This is a genomic window from Rhizobium sp. CSW-27, assembly GCF_018760785.1.
In the GTDB taxonomy this organism is placed as follows: domain Bacteria; phylum Pseudomonadota; class Alphaproteobacteria; order Rhizobiales; family Rhizobiaceae; genus Neorhizobium.
Genome location: NZ_JAHHZO010000012.1, coordinates 23,055 through 39,651, shown reverse-complemented (window position 1 = coordinate 39,651; position 16,597 = coordinate 23,055). Strand labels below are relative to the sequence as shown.

The following is a 16,597-nucleotide window of genomic DNA, read 5'->3' as shown; positions in this document are numbered from 1 at the left end:
GTTGCCGCCTTCGCCTCACAGGATGCGAAACAGCGTGGCATCGCGGCGGATGAGGTGATGATAGAACACGCCCGCGAGATGTAACGCGAAAGTCGCAAGCAGGATCCATGCGCTCCAGGCGTGGATGGCGGAAAAGATCGGCGCGATCTCGGGCGCCTTGCCGATCGGGCTCCAGACGGGCAGGAGGCCGAACCAGGACAGCGGAAAACCGTGGGCATTGGTGGCCAGGAAACCGCTGACCGGCATCACCACCAGAAGCAGGTAGAGCAGGCCATGCACGGCGCGCGCGGCAACACCTTCCAGCCCCGGCGCCGCCTTCGGTACGGCAGGCGCCGTCAGCCGCGCGCCGATGCGCAGCAGCATCAGCCACAGCACCAGAAAGCCCAGGCTTTCATGCAGCAGGTAGAAATCGAGCTTCACCTCGTCGCGGGTGAAGCGGATGAGATAGCCGAGCGGCCAGACGCCGAGCACCAGCATGGCCACCAGCCAGTGCAGGGCGCGCAGACGGGCCGGGTAGCGGGTTTCCTCCCGGAATTGATGCATGTTCCTCTCCCTCTTGGCGGGGGAGTGTACGCCATCCCGGCCGGTCTGGATCGGCCAATGCGGCGAAGGGCCGATCAACTCCTCGCGAAGAGCCTCACGGCTTTCTCGCCCGGCTGGCCTTGCGATCCTCCGCGATGGCGCGGAAGAAGGACCAGGAGGAGACGAAATAGCGGCGTGCCAGCCGCCGGGGCTCGCAGATCACCCGCCACAGGAACTCGATGCCGGCGCGGCGGAGGAAGAGCGGCGCGCGCTGCTTGGTGCCGGCATAGAATTCAAGCGCCGCCCCCAGCGCCATGCCGTAGCAATCCGGCAATTGGCGGGCGTGCTCGTGCAGCCAGATCTCCGATTTCGGCGCGCCGAGCCCGAGGATCAGATGCGTGGTCTGCTGGCGGCGTGCGGCGGCGATCAGCCAGTGGCTGAACCGCCTGTCCTCCTCGAAATCGGGCGGTGCGGTCATGACGATGTGATCGGTGAAGCCGAGATTCTGCAGACGCTGGTAGAGCCGCCGGCTGGTTTCCTCCTGCGGCGAGACGAGCAGCAGGCGATGCGTGCCGGGCACGAGGTTTTCGATAAGCCGCGGAAAAAGGTCCGAACCCGTCACCTTGCCGGGCAGGGCAAGGCCGCGCAGCCGCGCATAGAGAAAGACCGGCGTACCGTCGACCACCGCCTTCCAGGCAAAGCGATAGGCCTCGCGAAAGCGCGCATTCTGGCGCAGGTTGACGATGTGATCGACATTGGCCGTGACGAGCAGCCGCAGACCGGTGCCGCGCGGAACCGCCTGGTCGCGAAGGCGGTCGACAAGCGCTTCCATATCGAGCCTGCTGAAGTGGATGCCGAACAGCGTCGCGCCCGCTTCCTTCTCACAGCGGGTGGACTCCGGCAGGGCGCTTGGCAAACGCTTGATGGTCGGCATGTTCGTTCCTCCTTGCCCCGGCGGCGTGGCAGCGGGCCTGATAGCCCAGGCCGAACAGGGCCACGCACAGGGAAAACCAGACCGGGCCGGACCGCGTCAGGAAGACGCTTTCCAGACCCGCGAGGAAAATCGAATATAACCATACCCTTAAGAACAGGCGTGCCAGAGCGTTAAAATTGTTCCTTTCCTGCGCTTTGGCGATGTGGCGCAACGGAAGATGAAGAACCCAGACCAGCATCAGCGCGAGACCCGGCAGGCCGGCATTGATGGCGGCATCGAGATAGGCATTGTGCGCATCCACCGCCTTCACCGCCCAGGTGGCGATGGACAGCGTGCTGTTCTCCAGCGCCGGTGTCTGCCAGAAACCGTCGAAGCCATAGCCGGTGATCGGACGCTGCGCGATGGCGTCCAGTCCCAGCAGCCAGATGTCGGCGCGTGCCGTATAGGTGGCATCGATGCCGAGCGACTGCACGAAATCGCGAATCGGCCGGATCGCCACCACGCCGACGGTGAGAAGATTGAGGAGCGCCACGCCGCCGAAGACGATCGGCAGGCGGGTGCGGGGAAAGCGTTCCACCAGGGTGGAGAGCACGAGCATGGCCGGCAGCATGGCCATTGAGGTCTTGGCGCCGGTGTGCAGCAGGAAGACGACGGCGGCAAGAGCGATGCCATAGCCGATGCGCTTCGACCAGGCGCTGGCGAGATAAAGCCCGACGAAGGTGATCAGCACCATTGCCACGCCCGCCTCGTTCTTCTGCATGTAGAGCCCGCGCCAGTGGCCGGCATGCTGCGGCTCGAGGAAATCGGTGGCCTGGTGGATGGCGCGGGTTGGGAAGGCGAAAACGCCGAGATAGCAGAGCCCGAGGACCAGCATCACGCCTGCGCCCGCAAGCCGGGCAAACTGCCGCTCATCACGCGGCAGCATCAGGAAGATGCTGGCGCTGACGGTAACGGTCATTGCAATCATGATGCGCTTCAGCGCGCTTGCCATGTCCGGCGAGACGGCGGCGGAAAAGACGAACCAGCCGAAGAGAAGGCAGAGGAAGGCACACGGCCGCACCACCATGGCGCGGATCTGCGGCCGCAGCGCATGGGCGATCAGGACCAGGAACAGGATTGCCGCCAGCATCTGCGACCAGCCGGCGGGTTTGACGAGAACCGGATCGATGCGGAGATCGGGAAAGGGGGTCAGCGTGATCCAGTAGAACAGGCCGACAAGGGCAAACAGCAGTTTCGCACCACCATTTGAATCCGCCTCGGCTCTGTCCGGCAGCGGCGGAAGGGATGTCGGCACGGCGAACGGCTCCGGTGGGGCAAGGGCAAGATGGGCGGTGGCGGAACCCGGCTCCGCCTCGGCCCACCCGCCCGGCAGGCTCCGTCGCGATCAGTGAAACAGCTTATGGTTTAAAAAGTGCAAAGGCCTTCCGTCGGCACCTTGCAACTCTGGGCCGGTGGCACTGTCACGATGCCATCTGCGTGCGCAGGCGCGGCGCAACCCAGTCCAGAAAGCAGCGCACCTTGGCCGGCAGCGGATCGGCCGGCCCATGCACAACATTGACCGGCAGCGGCTCCAGCGCGAATTGCGGCAACAGTTCCGTGAGAGCGCCAGAACCCAGATATTCGGCGACCTGATAGGACAGCACGCGGATAATGCCGATGCCCGCCAGACCAGCCTGAATGGCAGCCTCTGTCGTATTGACCGAAAGCTTGGGGCGTGGCTCGACGGCAAAGGCTGCACCATCCCGCCGATAGCGCCATTCGGGCGCCGTCGCAAATCCCTGAAAACTGATGCCGTCGTGACGGGCGAGGTCGTCTGGCTTGCGCGGTACACCATGGCGGGCGAGATAGTCGGGGCTTGCGCAGAGGACGCGGCGCACCGCCCCCACCCGCGTCGCGACAAGCGCGCTGTCGGTCAGGTGTCCGATCCGCACGGCAACGTCGATATGCTCATCCGCGAGGCTGAGCTGACGGTCGACGAGGTTGAGACGAAGGCTGATGTCCGGCTGTTCCTTGAGGAATTCCGGCAGGATGGGCATGAGAAAGCGCTCGCCGAACACAATCGGGGCGGTCACGTGCAGGCCGCCACGCAGCGCGCCGTAATCGCCGCTCGCCTGTCGTTCGGCTGCGTCCAGCTCGTCCAGGATACGACGCGATGCGATGACGAAGGCGCGCCCTTCTTCCGTGAGGGTCAGGCCCCGGCGCGTGCGCAGCACCAGCCGCGCGCCGAGATGTTTTTCGAGGTCGGAGACCTTGCGGCTGACCGTGGCGAGCGGCGCATTCAGCCGCCGCGCTCCGGCTGAGAGACTGCCGGCATCAACCACTGCCAGCAGCACGGACATCGCGTCAAACCGGTCCATGTCATCCTTCCAGAAAACGGGAATAAACTTCCCGAATGAGTATCATATCCTGCCGGTTGTGGATGTCATACGCTTTCTTCCTTAAAGGGGCGCAGCCCTGCTCCCCGCCTCGGATGATCAGGAGGAATACGTCATGCCTCAGCTTTCCCGCCGCGCCTTTGCAACAGCGCTTCCGCTCGGCCTTCTCGGCGGCAGCCTTTTGGGGGGACTAACGGCAGAACCGGTCTCTGCCCTTGCCGCGACGCAGGCGGCCGCAAGTACGCCTGTCGGCGTGACGCCGCTCGCGCAGATTTGCATCGGCCGTTTCACGGTAACAGCCCTGACCGACGGCTATGCCGACATGCCTTATGATTATTTTCCGGGGCGCAGCCCGGCAGACGTGGAGAAGGCGGCCGTTGCGCAGTCTACCGCCCGCCAGAGCGGCGTGCGGTTTCTCTTCAATCAGTATCTGGTCGAGGACGGTGAACACCGCATCCTCATCGATGCCGGCGCGGCCGGCTCCATCGGCCAGACAGGCCGATTACCCAAGGCGCTGGCGACGCTCGGCCTGACGCCGGACCATATCGATGCGATCATCGTGACGCACATGCACCAGGACCACATGGGCGGGCTGGTTCTGGGCGGAAAGAACAATTATCCCAGGGCCGAACTCTACATCGATCGTCGCGATGTCAGCCACTGGACCGATCCCGCCAAGCGCAGCGGCGCACCGGATTATCTGCAGACCAGTTTCAGGATGGCCGAGGAGATTGTCCGGCTCTATCCGAGGCTGCAGGCAATCGACGGGGAGCGCGAGATCGTGCGTGGCGTGTCGATCGTCGATCTCACCGGCCATACACCCGGCCATATCGGCGTGCGGATCGAAGATGGCGGCAAGAGCCTGATCATGGTCTCGGACATGGTCTTTCCGGTGGTGCATCCGGCCGCGACCGATGTGTTTTTCCTGTTCGAGCAGGATCGGGCTGCTGCGAAAGCCATGCGCGATCGCTTCTTTCCGCGTGCGGCGTCGGAGGGCGCGCTCATCGCTGCCACGCACATGCCTTTCCCCGGGCTCGGTCGTATCGTCGCCGAACGTGGCGGGATGCGCTGGGACGTGGCAGACTGGGCCCTGCAGGATTGAGAGCCGCGCGACGGGCTGAAGGATAGAATGTGCCGGGCTGCGGCTCGGCTTGCCAATGACGGACCGGCCCCGCATCGACAACCGATGATGCGGGTCTGCCGGTGCAGGGAGATCGGACATGCCCTATCATTTCCTCGAGGTCGCCGTGACGCCAAGTGTCCGTGCCGCTCAGGCGGATATGGGGGTGGAGGAAATATGGATGGGCGCGCACGACCGCCCCTCCGACAGCTTCACGGAGGCCGAGATCGCCTTCATCGCCGCGCGTGACAGCTTCTACATGGCGTCAGTCTCCGAAACGGGCTGGCCATATGTTCAGCATCGCGGCGGAAAGCCCGGCTTCCTCAAGATCGTCGATCCCCAGACGCTGGCGTTCGCGGACTATCGCGGCAATCGGCAGTATATCAGCGCCGGTAATTTCGCGGCCAACGACCGGACCTGCCTGTTCCTGATGGATTATGTGCGACGGGCGAGGCTGAAGATCTATGCGCATGTGGAGCGACTGACGCTCGACGCCGACCCGCACCTCGCGGATATGGTTTCGGACGCGACCTACAGGGGAAGGGCGGAACGGATCATCAGGCTTCGGCTGGAGGCGTTCGACTGGAACTGCCCGCAGCACATCACCCCGCGGTATACCGAGCAGCAGGTCGAACAGGCCGTGGCTCCGCTTCGCGAGCGCTTGCAAAGGCTTGAAGCCGAGAATACGGGCCTGCGCCGGCGGCTGGATAGGCGTGAATCTTCCGACGGAGGCGCCTGATGCCGCCTGCCGGCGCTGGTGCGGGGCAGAACCCTGCAAGACCGGCCCGAAGGCACTCCGCCTACCTTATCCCGTGTGCGGCGCGCGCGGTGCGGCAGGCATGGTCGCCGGGCAGGCAGTCGCGGCAGACCTCGGGGCGCACGGCATAGACCTGGCAGGCGGTATGTTCGCCGACCTTGCCGGCAAGGGCCGAGCAGCGATTGTCCTCGCAGTGCATGCCGCGCTCGTCGGCGGCGACGAATTGCGGCGGGATCAGCGCCAGCGCCTCATCGGTTTCGAGCGTGAAGCGCGGCCATTCGGCGGAATAGGAACAGCAGGCGCCGCAGGTCTGGCAGTTCCAGTCCGGCCGGGGTTCTGCCGCGTCGTCCGCTTCGCCGGTCGCCGTGGGCTCGGTCCATTCGGGGGCCCGATCGGGGGCCCAGTCGGCGGTCCAGTGGGTGGCCATGTGGGCGGCCCAGTGGTCGGGCAGCCGGGTGGCCAGATGGGCGGCGAGACGGGTGGAGGCAGGGGGCAGCGCGTCGGCGGCCCCGGCATCCGGACAGGCATCGGCGGGAGACGGCGTTTCCCGCTCTGTCGCCGCGGTCGTCCGGCTCATTTATGCTTCAGAAGCCACATCTTGCCGGCCATGGTGATGCCGTGCGGGCGGCCGGCCTCGGAGGCTTCCCCTTCGAGTTCGCGGATCAGCCCGGCATCGCGCAGCAGGGTGACGATCGCCGTGGTGGTGAACTTCACCTTGATCGGCCGTTCCTTGAAACGGTCGGTGCGGGCATAGGTCACGGTCGCATCGCGATGCGTCCAGCGATTGCCTTCCTGCGGATGGAGGTCGCCATCCTTGGCGAGCTTCAGCCCCCGCAGTTGCGTCGGGGTCAGCTCGATATCGGGAATGACGGTGGGCACATGGGTGTTCATGGTCTTGAGGTTCCTGTTGGTGCGTATGTTACAGGGTTTTGCAGCCTTGCGCACCCCTGACCGAGCCTTCGCCTTCGGCGCGCGCGGTTTCCAGCGCTTCCCTGGCCAGACGGGCGGCCCTGAGGCGCGACGTCTTCACCTGGCGGGCGAGATCGATGGTATCGACCTCCTGGAAGGCACGCTCGCGGCTGGCGGTCTCGACGCGGGTCCTGCTGAATGCCTTCTCCGCGGTCTGCCGCGCCTTGCTGTGCTTTTCGTTCATGGTGACTTTCCGGTTTGCTGCAACATGCAGAAAGAAAAAAGGCCAGGCGCGTAGGCCTGACCTCATGGTGCCGAGCCGATCCCGACCCGACGCATCCGTCGGGCCGGACCATGCTCTCTGCTTTCGGCAGTGCCAGTTCATCCGTGGTCAAAGGAAAGCAGAGGCCGATCTCAGGCAGCCTGCAGGTTGCAGGCCGACATCTTGCCGGACTTCCTGTCCTGCTCGAGGTCGTAGGAGAGCTTCTGGCCTTCGACGATCTCGCGCATGCCGGCGCGTTCGACGGCCGAAATGTGAACGAAGGCGTCTGCGCCGCCATTGTCAGGCTGGATGAAGCCGAAGCCCTTGGTGGAATTGAACCATTTTACGGTGCCAGTGGTCATGATAAACCCTTTCATAGCAATAGTGGGGACCGCAACGCGAAAGCGCGCCGCGGATGGTGATAACGATGCTTTAAAGAGAGGGTCGATCAACACGCGGTGCCAATCGCGCAGCAAACAAATCTCGGCAAGAAAATATCGATAGCTCTCAGATAGGCCGGCCGGGCCGGAAAGTCAAACTTTAGTTTTCGCTGAAGGCGCCGGGCGGCGTCACCCCCCTTGCCTTGCGCCGATCCGCGCCAGCGTCTCGGCGACGGTTTCCACCCGCATGCCGCGTCCTGCGACCTCCTCCACGGCCGCGCGGAAGAGGGCGGGCGAGCAGCCGATGGCGGTCGGGTTTTCGCGCACGTCATGGGTGTAGAAGATCAGCCAGCCGCGGCGGGCTCTTGCCTCGTCCAGCAGGGCGCCGAGCGAACGGCGGTCCTGCGCGGTGTCGTAAAGCTCCTGCGCCTTGAGGTGCGCAAGGTCGACCAGGCCGTGATTGATGCCGATGCCGATGCCGCGCAGACCCGGATAGCGGCCCATCAGCGCAAGCTTCGAGCGCGTCGAGACCATGCCGAACGGATAGGCGAAGGAGAAGGGGCGCCCGGGCGCGGCAAGAGGGCCGGCGAGGGCGGGGGCGACAGGGGGCGCGAAGGGTTGGGCAGCGGTGCGGGTGATGCGGCGGATCTCCCGCTCGTTTTCGGCCACATCGGCAAGAAGGGCGGCGCGCGGCGTGCGCTGCACGTTGATGTGGCCATGGGTGTGCCCGCCGATCTCGTGGCCGCGCGCGGCAAGATCGGCAGCCATGGCCGCGGTTGCGATCGGCTGGCCGTTTTCGGTGCGGCCCATCAGGCCGGTTGCCAGATAGAAGGTGCCGCGCATGCCGGCCGCTTCCAGCACGGGGGCCGCGGTCTCATAGGCGGAGACGGGAAAATCGTCGAAGGTGAAGGCAATGGTGGCTTCCGGCAGGTTCAGCCAGTGCGGGCGGAAGGGAATGTGCCGGCCGATCTTGCGGGAAACCCCATGCAGGATTTCCTTCAGGGATGCATCGCGCATGCCGCGCCCGGTCTCGTCCTTCATCATTCTCATGCTTCCATCCTCGATCTGCAGGCGGCCGTCAGCTCCGGCGCGTGTCTGCCTCGCTCTCCATGGCTGTTGCGGGGTTGGTGTCGAGCGCAAGGCCCGCGGCTTCCAGCACGGTGCGGAAGCGAAGGGCGGCGGCCTCGACGGCAAAGTCGCCGGCGCGGTGCATCAGAAGGGCGCTGTCCGGCGGGTTTTCGAGCGTGGCGGCCATGGCCGCGGAAAGTGCGGCGGCATCGCCCACCGGCACCAGAGCGCCGAAGCGGCCGCCGGCCAGGATGTCGCGCGGGCCATAGGGCGCATCGGTTGCCACCACCGGCACGCCGCAGGCCAGCGCCTCGACGATGGCATTGCCGAGGCCTTCATGCGTGGAGGCGCAGACGAAGAGTGCCGCTTCGCGCAGCCGCGCCACCGGGTTCGGATCATGACCGGCGAGCCGGGCGCGATCGCCGATGCCGAGCCTTGCGATCTCGGCCTCCAGCGCCAGCCGCTCCGTCCCCTCGCCGAGAATGGTCAGCGTCGCCTCCGGGTGGAGGGGGGCGAGCCGCGCAAAGGCGGCAAGCAGCGTGGAAAAGCCCTTTTCCGGCGAAAGCCGTCCCACGGAAACGATGGCGCCCGGCCGCACCCGGCGCGGGATCGCCGCGATCTGCCGGCGCATGTCGGCCGTCACCACGGTATTGGTGCCGAGATTGACGATACGGGAGGCCGGCACGTGGAAGCGGGTGATCAGATCCCCCCTGGCGCCCTCGGTGAAGGTGGTCACCAGATCGGCGCGCGGATAGGTGAAGGGGGCCAGGCGATAACCCAGCCGGTTCTGCCAGTAGGGATCGTTCGTCAGTGCGGCAGAGGGTGTCGCCACCTCGCGCAGCAGGATGAAGGGGCGCCGCCGGCGCGGGATGGTGGAGGCAACCAGCGAGACCAGCGCATTGGCGCCTGCCTCGGAAGCGATCAGCGCCCGCGGCGGGCTCTCGCGCATCAGGCGGCGCAGCGCCGGGCCCGCCAGCGCCAGCCGCAGCTTGCGGCCGGCGCCGAGATCGATCAGCGCAACCGCATCGGCAATCAGCGCGCGCAGCGGCCCGCTTGCCTGAAGCGTCACGATGGCGGTGGCGATGCCGAGGGCGGACAGCGCATTGGCCATCAGGATCGCATCCTTCTGCGCCCCTCCGCCATCGAGCCCCCGCACCAGGAAGGCAAGGCGGCCGCGCGCCGCGTTAGCCATGCCGGACAAATTCGGTATCCTTCCTCCGCGACAGGATGTTAAGCGCTTCCTGATAGATGAGGGCGCACGACCGGAAGCGGACGGGTGGCCCGGACGCAAGAGCTAGACGGAAAACACTAATTTTAGGCGAATGGCGGACACGGTAAACAGCGCGCAATCCGGCGAACGCGACGTCTCGATCTACCTGGCGTGCCGGGCGGTCGCGGCCATCGTCAATGTCTTGTCGGTGGCACTGTTCACGCGGCTGTCCAGCCCGGATCTCTACGGCCAGTATCTGATCGGCTTTTCCATCTGCTTCATCGTCTACAGCCTCACGGTGCAATGGGCGGTCTATGCCCATTTCGGCACCTTCCGGCAGGAGGCGGCGGATCGTTTCGCGCTGTCGCTTGTCGTCATTTCCGCACTCGCGCTCGCGCCGGCGCTGCTTTCCATCGGGGCGCTGGCGGGGCTTGGCATTCTCGAAGGCCACATCGCCTGGGGCAGCGCCGTGCTTGCCCTCTGCCTCGCGCTGCATTTTGCCGGAACCGAGGTCAGCCGCTCGCATCTGAAGCCGGGGCTGGTGGCGATCGCAACAATTTCGCGCAGCGTGCTGTCGCTGCTGCTCGGCAGTGCGAGCCTCATCCTGTTCCACGAACCGGCCGCCCTGCTGGTGGCGGTCGGGCTGGGCTATGCGCTGGGCGCGGTGCCGGTCTATGTGCATTTTGCCCGCTCGCTGCGGCAGGGGGGACTGCGCCAGCCGCTCGGCGCCGAAATCGCCGCCATGCTGCGCTATGGCTGGCCCCTGGCGATTGCCTTCGGCGCCTCGGCCGCGGCCATGAACATCGACCGCATCCTGCTCGAGCACCATACGGATGCGGCAACGGTTGCCCCCTATGGCGCGGTGATGGACCTGATGAAGCAGACCTTCCTCGTGCTGGCGGAAGCCATCAGCGCCGGCTATGTCGCCCATGCCCGCATCCACATGATGCGCGGCGAGACGCAGGCGGCGCGCGCCGTGCTGAAGCGCGATTTCGTCTCGCAGGCCTTCGTCGTCGTCTTCGGCACGGTGGCCTTCATCCTGCTCGGAAGGCTGGTGTTCAGCGTCGTCTTGGCGCCGGCCTATCTCGACATGGCGCTCGACGTGCTGCCGGCGCTTCTCGTCGGCAATGCGCTTCTGGTGCTGCGCGCCCATTATTTCGGGCAGGTGATCTATCTCGGTGCCTCCTCGCTGATCGAACTCGTCGCCTCCCTGGTGATGATCGCCGCCGCGGCCGGAGCCGCCCTGCTGCTGATCGATGCCATGGGGGCGCATGGCGCCGCGCTCGCCTTCGCCATCGGCCAGGCAGCCGCACTCCTCGTCTATGTCGTCGGCGCGCCGAAGGCGCTGCGCATGCCGGTGGACTGGCTGCGCGGCGGGCTTCTGCTCGGCGTCGGCGGGGCGATCCTTGCCGGGGGGCTGGAGGCGCAGGCGCTGTTCGGCCCGGCCGTGGGCACGGTTTTCTGCGTGTTCGCCATCGGCGTGGCGAGCCTTGTTCTTGCGATGCGCTGGAACATCTTCAACCTCAGCGCCATGGCGCAGAAGCTCGCCTCACCGCTGCTTGGCCTTCTGCCGAAGCGCGGCCTCTAGGAAATCGGCATAGAGCGCCAGCATGCGTTGCCGGCTGTGGTGGCGACGGTGATCGGCCGCGAAGCGGTGGCGCATCTCGGCCGAAGGGCGGTGGCGCAGCAGGTCCAGCACCGCCGAGGCCAGCCCCGCATCGTCGCCGACGGCGTGGAAACGGGTCATGGCGGCATTCGTCGCCACCTCGCTCTTTGAAAGCACCTCGCGCAGCACCGGCAGATCCGCGGCCACCACCGGCAGGCCGGCCATGGCCGCCTCCACGCCCGCCAGCCCGAAGGTTTCCCAGCGCGAGGGGAACAGATAGAGCGTGGCCGCCTCGAACAGATCGCCGAGGTCGGCGCGCTTCAGCGGCCCGGCCAGATGCAGGCGGTGCTGCACGCCAAGCGAGACGGCAAGCGTTTTCAGTGCCTTGTCCTGCGGCCCGTCGCCGGCAATGGCCAGATGCACCTCGGGCAGCTGCGTCAGCGCCCTCACGGCCGTTGCATGATCCTTCTGGTCCACCAGCCGGCCGGTCGCCACCAGCAGCGGCTGGCCGGCGGGAATGGCAAGGCGCCTGCGCCAGTCGATGCGATGTGCCGCCGGCGGCAGCGGATCGACGCCATGCGGAATGTCGACGAAGCGGGCACGGTAGCGCTCCGGCCATGCGGCAAAGGCGGCGCGGGTGGCCTGCGAGTTGATGATCAGGTGCGTGTAGAGGCCGAGCGTGCCGAAGGCGCGGTCGAGAAGGCGCCAGTGCGGCCGAATGCCTTCCGGCGATGCGGTGTGATGTGCAGCCCGGACCGGCACCTTGCGCAGGAAACCGAAGCCATTGCCGAAGATCGAGGCCGCCGCCTGATAGGTGAAGATGACGTGATAGCGGCCGGCAAGGATATCGCGGGCAAGGGCGGCCATGTTGGCCAGCGTCGCAAGTCGCCCCGGCACCTGCAGGGCGCGCTCTTCCACCAGATAGCCGTGCTCGCCAAGCCCCTCGCTGACCATTGCGACCAGCACGCGCACGCCGCCGAGCTTGTCATGCGTGACAAGCTGCAGCACCCGCGCCGGCGTGGCCGGCAAGGGCGCTTCCGGGGAGACCTGAGGGGAGGCCCTGGAGGGGATCTGAGGGGGCGCCGGAAATGGCTCTGTCATGAAGGCTCGATCGCAAACGGCGTGACGCTATCGCCAGCCGGGACCGGAAACGCCGGCGGCCCTGCTGCGGTTCCCCCTGTTCTACGCCCGGCTTTGCCAAGAAAGCGTTGAAGCCTCAGCTGGAAACGCCATCCGGCTTCGAGGATTTCAGCATGCCGCGATAGATGCCGGGCTCGGAGCCTTCGATCGGGGTGGCGCCGACGCTGCGCTTGTAGAAGCTCTGCGGTCCGGCTCCGCCGATCACCGCATAGGCATAGCCGGCCTCGGCCATGCACAGCAGCGTCTTCAGCAGCAGCGCCTGGCCGATGCCCTTGCCGCGTGCGGCCTCGTCCACGCCGGTCGGGCCGAAGAAGCCGCGCATGGTGGCGTCGTAGCAGGCAAAGCCCATCAGCCGGCCCTGCTGCGAGGCGATCAGGCAGGAGACGGGGCTGCGCGTCAGCGCCACCGTCATCTCGCTGACCCAGCCCTTGCCGAAGCGCGGCGCGATCCATTCTCCGATGGCCGAAAGTTCCGGCGGCAGCGCCCGGCGGATCGTCACCCCCTGTTCGGCCATGCGCCGGTCGATCTGCGGATCGGGCTTCAGGTCGTAAAGCTTGACGAGCATGTCCATGCGCTGCTGCCTTCCTCATCGGTGGTCCGGCGCGCCTGGCGCGCCTTCGCCTGCGGTCTCTCTGTCCGGCAAGGGGTATACCGCGGCGGCCGATTTGACCATGGCCTCGATATCCTCCAGCAGCTGATGGCCGGCAAACTGCAGGATGTCCAGCTTCTGCGCCTCGCTGCGGGAGCGGCTGATATGCAGCTCCATCCAGTCGAGGTCGTCGTGGCGCGGCAGGTCGAGGCGCCGCGGAGCCGGGCGGTTTGCCCGCTCGACGCTGCCGGCCAGCTGGCGCATCAGCCGCCCGCAATCCTGCGCCAGCCGCGCGATCGGCCGCGCCGCCTCGCGCGGCAGCGGTGCCGGGGCAAAGGCCTGCTGCAGCCGGTCGAGGATGGAAAGCGTGTACCACAGCCGTTCGATGCAGCCGACCAGCCTGTCGCGCGCGCGCCGGGTGCGGCCGCCGGGCAGGAAATGCGGGCCGGCGGATGCGGTGTCGCGAGCCGCCTGCAGGGCCTCGCCGATCGCCTTGTGGCGCGGCGATGCGTCGTGGCGCCTGCCGCGCGCCATGTCGAGCAGCGCCCTTTCCATCAGCGCGCCCAGCTGGCGCAGCGCCACCGCCAGATGCCGGTCCTCCGCATGGCGGGCGCTGCGCGGCAGGAGAAGAGTGGCGGCAACGGCCCCGCACAGCGCCCCGAGCCCGATCTCGGTGGCCTTCAGCAGCGCGTTTGCCAGCACTTCAAGCCCCGGCGCGAGGATCAGCATGGTCACCGTCACCAGCCCGTAGCTGAGGTTCGGCCTCAGGCCGGCAAGCAGCGCCATCGGCAGGATGCCGATCACAAGGGTTGCCACCGTCAGCCAGCCGCCGGTGCCGACAAGCCCGATGGCGGCAAGGCCGACGACAAGGCCGAGCGCCCCGCCGGCAATGCGGAAGATCGCGCTGCCGATCGTGCCGTCCAGGCTGGACTGCACGGTAAAGAGGGCGGAGAACACCGCCCAGCTTGGCTGCGGCAGGCCCGAAAGGCTGGCGGCGAGATAGGCAAGAACGGCGGCGGCTGCCGCCTGCAGTGCAACGCGCAGCGCCACCGTGTCGACCGTCCGCAGCAGCCTTGCCAGCCGATGGCCGGCAGCAGGGATCCGGGACCGTCGGCTAAAGGCGGGATGGGCGTCGTGGGCGGTCATGAGGGCCTTCTGGCTGCAAGGGGGCGGTGACAGCCGCCGCTTCCCGGCGGCTCGGGCCGTGGCCTGTTCAACTGGCCACACGGCCTGCGGTTCCCGCACCGCCCGCCCTGATGCCTCCCCGACGGCCCCCGCCAGTCGTCCGCCGCACGCCTTGGTGGCGCCCGGATGGCCTTGCGCCGCTCCATGCGCATGGAACCTGACCGGGTCCGGCACGTTCGACCGGGGACCCACCCGGAGCCCTGCATGTCGCGCACCCGCCTGTCCGTTCTCGTTCTCTGCCTTGTCGCCCTGCTGGCGCTGATCGTTGCGCCGACCGTCGTGTTCCTGGTGTTTGCCGGCCTGCTGTTTGCCATCATGCTGCATGCGGGCGGCGCGCGGATCGGACGGCTGACCCGCCTTGGCGACCGGGTAGGCGTGATGCTGTTCGCGCTGGCGATCACCGTGTCGCTGGTGCTGCTCGGCCTGTGGTTCACGCCCTCGGTCGCCGAGCAGGTGGACCAGCTGTCGCGCGCCATTCCCGATGCCGTCAAGCGGCTGGAGGAATGGCTCGGCGAATATCGCTGGGGCCAGGAGCTGTTGGCGCGGATCTCGCCGGAAACGCTGATGACCGGCAGCTTCCGCTCCACCGCCACCTCGGCGGTTTCCACCACCTTCGGCGGGCTCGGCAATATCGTCATCATCCTGTTCATCGGGCTTTACGGCGCGCTGGAGCCGGCCGTCTACCGCAAGGGCCTGCTGATGCTGCTGCCGCCCGGGCAGCGCGGCCGCGGCGAGGAGGTGATCGACCGCGCCATCTCGCGGCTCGGCCACTGGCTGAGGGCGCAGTTCTTCTCGATGCTGGCGGTCGGCGTGTTGACGGCGCTCGGGCTGTGGCTGATCGACCTGCCGCTGCCGATGCTGCTCGGGCTGATCGCGGCGCTGCTTGCCTTCATTCCCAATCTCGGTCCGATCATTGCCTGTCTGCCGGCGCTGTCGCTGGCATTGACGGACGAGCCGGTGATGCTGGTCTGGGTGGTGGTGGTCTATGTGACGGTGCAGACGGCGGAAAGCTATGTGCTGACCCCGATGATCCAGCGACACGAGACGCATCTGCCGCCGGCGCTGGTGCTGTCGGTGCAGGTGGCGCTCGGCGTGCTGTTCGGCATCCTGGGGCTGGCGCTCGCCACGCCGCTGACGGCGCTTGCCATCGTGCTGGTGCGCGAGCTTTACGTGCGCGACGTGCTGGAGCGCGGCCCGGCAAATGCTAGAGAACGACCCGCTGGACCAGCCGCCTGAGGGTCAGCCCCTGCACGATGATGGTGAAGACCACCACCGTATAGGTGGCGGCCAGGATCATCGACTTGTGCTCGCCTTCGGGAATGGACAGCGCCAGCGCCACCGAGATGCCGCCCTTCAGCCCGCCCCAGGTCAGCGTCGCCAGCGTTCCCCGCACGAAGCCGTACCAGCGCGACAGCAGCGCAAGCGGGGTTGCCACCGACACGAACCGCGCCAGAAGCACCACCGGAATGGCCAGGAAGGGCAGGAAGCCGAGCGAGGGATCGAGCCTCAGCACCAGCACTTCCAGCCCGATCAGCAGAAAGAGCACCGCATTGAGGATTTCGTCTGTCAGCGTCCAGAAGCCGAACAGATAGCGCTGGGTCAGATCGCTCATGGCGCGCTGCGGCCCGCGATTGCCGACGAAGAGGCCGGCCACCACCACGGCGATCGGCCCGCTCATGCCGAGCCGCGAGGCAAGCGCATAGAGCCCGGCCACCAGCGCCAGCGAGATCAGCACCTCCAGCGAATAGTTGTCGATGCTTCGCATGGCGAGAAAGGCGAGATAGCCGCCGGCAAGGCCGATGGCACCGCCGCCGAACGCCTCCAGCGCCAGAAGATGGGCAGCCCCGCTGAAGCCCGCCGCGCCGTGGCCTTCGCCCGTCGCAATGGTCAGCACGATGGTGAAGACCACAACGCCGATGCCGTCGTTGAACAGCGATTCCCCGCTCATGTCCGCCTCCAGCGAGGCCGGCACCTGAACGGATTTCAGCGTGGCAAGCACCGCCACCGGATCGGTCGGGCTGATCAGGGCGCCGAAGACCAGCGCCCAGACGAAGGGAAGCGGCGTGCCGAGCCACTGGCCGAGCAGCCAGAAGCCGGTGCCGACGAGGAGGGTCGAAAGCACCACGCCGATGCTGGCCATGGCGGCCACCACCCAGGCCCGGTCGCGCAGCGCACTGAAATCCACATGCAGCGCACCGGCAAACAGCAGGAAGGCCAGCATGCCGTCCAGCACCGCCTCGCGGAAATCGATCTGCCGCACGATTTGCGCCACGTTCCCGAACAGCGCGACCTGATGAAATACGTATTCGGCCCCGAGCAGCAGAAGCGAGGCGGCAAGCCCCATGACCAGCACGCCGATGGTTTCCGGCAGTTTCAGGAAGCGCTCGTTCAGCCAGCCGAACAGGGCGGTCAGCGCAAGCAGGACGGATATCAGTTCGAGGGGCGAGAGCATGGCATCTCCGGCAGGGGCGGGGGCAGGGGCAAAGGCATGGCGGCGGGCGGGACTTCAGGAACTTTCCGGCCCCGGCCCCGGTTCCATC

The 16,597-nt window shown here is 67.0% G+C and carries 18 protein-coding genes; 4 read left to right on the top strand and 14 right to left on the bottom strand.

The features are described from left to right. Positions 1-15: 15 nt before the first annotated feature. The 4 genes from KLP42_RS20310 to KLP42_RS20295 form a co-directional block, all read right to left on the bottom strand. Positions 16-543 carry a cytochrome b gene (locus KLP42_RS20310; protein ID WP_215568782.1) on the bottom strand — a complete coding sequence of 176 codons (528 nt, stop codon included), beginning with the start codon at positions 541-543 and terminating at the stop codon, positions 16-18. Between the two features lie 94 nt (positions 544-637). Then, on the bottom strand, positions 638-1,456 hold the full coding sequence (locus tag KLP42_RS20305; RefSeq protein WP_215568781.1) for a WecB/TagA/CpsF family glycosyltransferase: 819 nt from the start codon (positions 1,454-1,456) through the stop codon (positions 638-640). Next, positions 1,404-2,750: an O-antigen ligase family protein gene (locus KLP42_RS27295; RefSeq protein ID WP_215568780.1), complete on the bottom strand. Its 1,347-nt coding sequence runs from the start codon at positions 2,748-2,750 to the stop codon at positions 1,404-1,406. The genes KLP42_RS20305 and KLP42_RS27295 overlap by 53 nt, the downstream gene beginning before the upstream one ends. Positions 2,751-2,916: 166 nt before the next feature. Then, entirely contained in the window at positions 2,917-3,813 is an 897-nt protein-coding gene (locus KLP42_RS20295; RefSeq protein WP_215568779.1) for a LysR family transcriptional regulator, read from the bottom strand. A gap of 133 nt (positions 3,814-3,946) precedes the next feature. Between KLP42_RS20295 and KLP42_RS20290 the strand changes: the two genes are divergently transcribed. Both KLP42_RS20290 and KLP42_RS20285 read left to right on the top strand, forming a co-directional pair. After that, a complete protein-coding gene (locus KLP42_RS20290; protein WP_215568778.1) occupies positions 3,947-4,933 on the top strand; it encodes an MBL fold metallo-hydrolase in 987 nt (328 codons plus the stop codon). Positions 4,934-5,051: 118 nt separating this feature from the next. Beyond that, complete coding sequence (locus tag KLP42_RS20285; RefSeq protein WP_215568777.1) at positions 5,052-5,690, top strand: pyridoxamine 5'-phosphate oxidase family protein; 639 nt, start codon at positions 5,052-5,054, stop codon at positions 5,688-5,690. Between the two features lie 61 nt (positions 5,691-5,751). On the opposite strand, the gene KLP42_RS20280 is transcribed toward KLP42_RS20285, so the two are convergent. From KLP42_RS20280 to KLP42_RS20255, 6 genes are all read right to left on the bottom strand, one after another. Further along, on the bottom strand, positions 5,752-6,135 hold the full coding sequence (locus KLP42_RS20280; RefSeq protein ID WP_215568933.1) for a YkgJ family cysteine cluster protein: 384 nt from the start codon (positions 6,133-6,135) through the stop codon (positions 5,752-5,754). Positions 6,136-6,281: 146 nt separating this feature from the next. Further along, positions 6,282-6,599 carry a hypothetical protein gene (locus KLP42_RS20275; protein WP_215568776.1) on the bottom strand — a complete coding sequence of 106 codons (318 nt, stop codon included), beginning with the start codon at positions 6,597-6,599 and terminating at the stop codon, positions 6,282-6,284. Between the two features lie 28 nt (positions 6,600-6,627). Further along, positions 6,628-6,861, bottom strand: a complete 234-nt coding sequence (locus tag KLP42_RS20270) for a hypothetical protein (RefSeq protein WP_215568775.1) — start codon at positions 6,859-6,861, stop codon at positions 6,628-6,630. A 170-nt stretch (positions 6,862-7,031) separates the two neighbouring features. Then, positions 7,032-7,241 (bottom strand): cold-shock protein, encoded by a 210-nt coding sequence (locus tag KLP42_RS20265; protein ID WP_215568774.1) that lies wholly within the window; start codon positions 7,239-7,241, stop codon positions 7,032-7,034. Positions 7,242-7,448: 207 nt separating this feature from the next. After that, a complete protein-coding gene (locus tag KLP42_RS27165) occupies positions 7,449-8,309 on the bottom strand; it encodes a polysaccharide deacetylase family protein (RefSeq protein WP_215568773.1) in 861 nt (286 codons plus the stop codon). A 28-nt stretch (positions 8,310-8,337) separates the two neighbouring features. Next, complete coding sequence (locus KLP42_RS20255; RefSeq protein ID WP_252193130.1) at positions 8,338-9,519, bottom strand: glycosyltransferase; 1,182 nt, start codon at positions 9,517-9,519, stop codon at positions 8,338-8,340. A 130-nt stretch (positions 9,520-9,649) separates the two neighbouring features. Between KLP42_RS20255 and KLP42_RS20250 the strand changes: the two genes are divergently transcribed. Next, positions 9,650-11,125 (top strand): lipopolysaccharide biosynthesis protein, encoded by a 1,476-nt coding sequence (locus tag KLP42_RS20250; protein ID WP_215568771.1) that lies wholly within the window; start codon positions 9,650-9,652, stop codon positions 11,123-11,125. Here KLP42_RS20250 and KLP42_RS20245 read toward each other — a convergent pair. From KLP42_RS20245 to KLP42_RS20235, 3 genes are all read right to left on the bottom strand, one after another. After that, positions 11,087-12,172 carry a glycosyltransferase family 4 protein gene (locus KLP42_RS20245; protein WP_215568770.1) on the bottom strand — a complete coding sequence of 362 codons (1,086 nt, stop codon included), beginning with the start codon at positions 12,170-12,172 and terminating at the stop codon, positions 11,087-11,089. The two genes, KLP42_RS20250 and KLP42_RS20245, sit on opposite strands and share 39 nt — an antisense overlap. Before the next feature lie 187 nt (positions 12,173-12,359). Further along, positions 12,360-12,854: a GNAT family N-acetyltransferase gene (locus KLP42_RS20240; protein WP_215568769.1), complete on the bottom strand. Its 495-nt coding sequence runs from the start codon at positions 12,852-12,854 to the stop codon at positions 12,360-12,362. Positions 12,855-12,869: 15 nt separating this feature from the next. After that, entirely contained in the window at positions 12,870-14,018 is a 1,149-nt protein-coding gene (locus KLP42_RS20235) for an FUSC family protein (RefSeq protein WP_215568768.1), read from the bottom strand. 243 nt (positions 14,019-14,261) lie between these two features. On the opposite strand from KLP42_RS20235, the gene KLP42_RS20230 reads away from it, so the two are divergent. Continuing rightward, positions 14,262-15,293: an AI-2E family transporter gene (locus KLP42_RS20230; protein WP_215568767.1), complete on the top strand. Its 1,032-nt coding sequence runs from the start codon at positions 14,262-14,264 to the stop codon at positions 15,291-15,293. Here KLP42_RS20230 and KLP42_RS20225 read toward each other — a convergent pair. After that, positions 15,262-16,509: a cation:proton antiporter gene (locus tag KLP42_RS20225; RefSeq protein ID WP_215568766.1), complete on the bottom strand. Its 1,248-nt coding sequence runs from the start codon at positions 16,507-16,509 to the stop codon at positions 15,262-15,264. The two genes, KLP42_RS20230 and KLP42_RS20225, sit on opposite strands and share 32 nt — an antisense overlap. Positions 16,510-16,597: the final 88 nt, after the last annotated feature.

Coding starts and splice junctions, on each gene's coding strand:
- KLP42_RS20305 (WP_215568781.1), bottom strand. CDS start 1,456: ATGCCGACCATCAAGCGTTTGCCAAGCGCCCTGCCGGAGTCCACCCGC.
- KLP42_RS27165 (WP_215568773.1), bottom strand. CDS start 8,309: ATGAGAATGATGAAGGACGAGACCGGGCGCGGCATGCGCGATGCATCC.
- KLP42_RS20270 (WP_215568775.1), bottom strand. CDS start 6,861: ATGAACGAAAAGCACAGCAAGGCGCGGCAGACCGCGGAGAAGGCATTC.
- KLP42_RS20230 (WP_215568767.1), top strand. CDS start 14,262: ATGTCGCGCACCCGCCTGTCCGTTCTCGTTCTCTGCCTTGTCGCCCTG.
- KLP42_RS20275 (WP_215568776.1), bottom strand. CDS start 6,599: ATGAACACCCATGTGCCCACCGTCATTCCCGATATCGAGCTGACCCCG.
- KLP42_RS20255 (WP_252193130.1), bottom strand. CDS start 9,519: ATGGCTAACGCGGCGCGCGGCCGCCTTGCCTTCCTGGTGCGGGGGCTC.
- KLP42_RS20225 (WP_215568766.1), bottom strand. CDS start 16,509: ATGCTCTCGCCCCTCGAACTGATATCCGTCCTGCTTGCGCTGACCGCC.
- KLP42_RS20290 (WP_215568778.1), top strand. CDS start 3,947: ATGCCTCAGCTTTCCCGCCGCGCCTTTGCAACAGCGCTTCCGCTCGGC.
- KLP42_RS20240 (WP_215568769.1), bottom strand. CDS start 12,854: ATGGACATGCTCGTCAAGCTTTACGACCTGAAGCCCGATCCGCAGATC.
- KLP42_RS20310 (WP_215568782.1), bottom strand. CDS start 543: ATGCATCAATTCCGGGAGGAAACCCGCTACCCGGCCCGTCTGCGCGCC.
- KLP42_RS20280 (WP_215568933.1), bottom strand. CDS start 6,135: ATGGCCACCCACTGGACCGCCGACTGGGCCCCCGATCGGGCCCCCGAA.
- KLP42_RS20250 (WP_215568771.1), top strand. CDS start 9,650: ATGGCGGACACGGTAAACAGCGCGCAATCCGGCGAACGCGACGTCTCG.
- KLP42_RS20235 (WP_215568768.1), bottom strand. CDS start 14,018: ATGACCGCCCACGACGCCCATCCCGCCTTTAGCCGACGGTCCCGGATC.
- KLP42_RS20265 (WP_215568774.1), bottom strand. CDS start 7,241: ATGACCACTGGCACCGTAAAATGGTTCAATTCCACCAAGGGCTTCGGC.
- KLP42_RS20285 (WP_215568777.1), top strand. CDS start 5,052: ATGCCCTATCATTTCCTCGAGGTCGCCGTGACGCCAAGTGTCCGTGCC.
- KLP42_RS20295 (WP_215568779.1), bottom strand. CDS start 3,813: ATGGACCGGTTTGACGCGATGTCCGTGCTGCTGGCAGTGGTTGATGCC.